This window comes from Aeribacillus pallidus (genome assembly GCF_050478865.1).
GTDB lineage: Bacteria > Bacillota > Bacilli > Bacillales > JACDOC01 > JACDOC01.
In genome coordinates this window covers 1-1,259 of record NZ_JBCNBW010000100.1, presented here as the reverse complement: position 1 = coordinate 1,259, position 1,259 = coordinate 1, and the positions used below count along the sequence as shown (strand labels likewise).

General features: G+C 36.8%; 1 protein-coding gene. It reads right to left on the bottom strand.

Annotation, left to right across the window (positions count from 1 at the left end; genetic code table 11):
• Positions 1 to 790: 790 nt before the first annotated feature.
• The coding region (locus ABES52_RS16795) for a PQQ-dependent sugar dehydrogenase (protein ID WP_429652465.1) at positions 791 to 1,259 on the bottom strand (469 nt) is incomplete at its 5' end.

Sequence of the window (1,259 nt, the reverse complement as noted above, 5' to 3'; positions counted from 1 at the left end):
AAAATACTTTTCCGTCCTTATATTCATAATAAACGGCTTCCGGTACCCCATCTTCTACATCAGCAAATAAATGGACGTATTCCTTTGAATAATAAACATCTAATATAGGAAATTTTTCTATATACGTGTTCCAATTATCATGTACACTTAATTTTACCATTTTTCCAGACACCTATGTTTCACCACCTAACACTTTATTATTCGGTAGGAGACAGTAGAGACCACATAACATTACCTCTGTTGATGTAGAGTAGTGTGTATGTGGTTTCTTTTTTTAGGACTATTGGGACCTACAATGGGTCCACGAAGCTTGTACAATAGAGGCCTCCGTATGAAGTGAAGTTAGTTGCTGAAGTTGGTAAAAAACGTGCGATCGTTTTGAAACACCACACCTAAATGTATGCTTCTTCCAATTTTTCAGAAAGGAATATTCAGCAAATTTAGAACATCTAATGAACTTCAAATTAATGATTATCTTAAGGGCATAAAAAAGGAGAACGAAGAACGAGGTTGAATGTGGAACAAACATTGAAAAAGAACCTCTTTTTAAAACGGGTAGAATAATAGTGGTGAGGAATTCTGTCACATATCGAAACCGACGATGCCTCTTGACGAGTGAAGTCATAAAGAACCAGTTATTCAATATAAGATGACATACTTGGAGTAGAGTGAAGAGGAACAAAATCGTTATCAAAAGAAGTAAAACTAATCTACACGATGCAGTTTAAAATGGTTAATCTCGAGAGATTTACGACTACGAATTAGTTGAAATCATATAGATTTATTTTAACTATAAACTATTTATTCTAATTAACCAGTCATCACTTTTTCCACTTTCAATGCGGTTATTGGTTAACACGTATGCCGTGTTACCATCAAACGTAATGTTCCTTAACCGTCCCAATCCACTTAAAACGACGGTCTCTTGTTTGTTAGAAAGATTGAACTTGCGAATTTGAGCCCCTCTTAGACAAGCCGCATAAAGAGCACCGTTATAATATGCCAGTCCTGAAGGAGCCCATGTACTATTACCAGATTGGAATAGAGGGCTTTCCATACCGTCTTTCTTTTGATTTCCAATAATCAAAGGCCATCCATAATTTTTCCCTGGTAAAATTTTATTTATTTCATCATGTGCCCGCCTGCCGTTTTCTCCAGAAGGACCATGTTCGGAACTATATAATTGTCCACCTTGATCCCAGGCTAACCCCTGAGGGTTCCGATGACCGTAGGAATAAATATATGAGTCGGGAAACGGA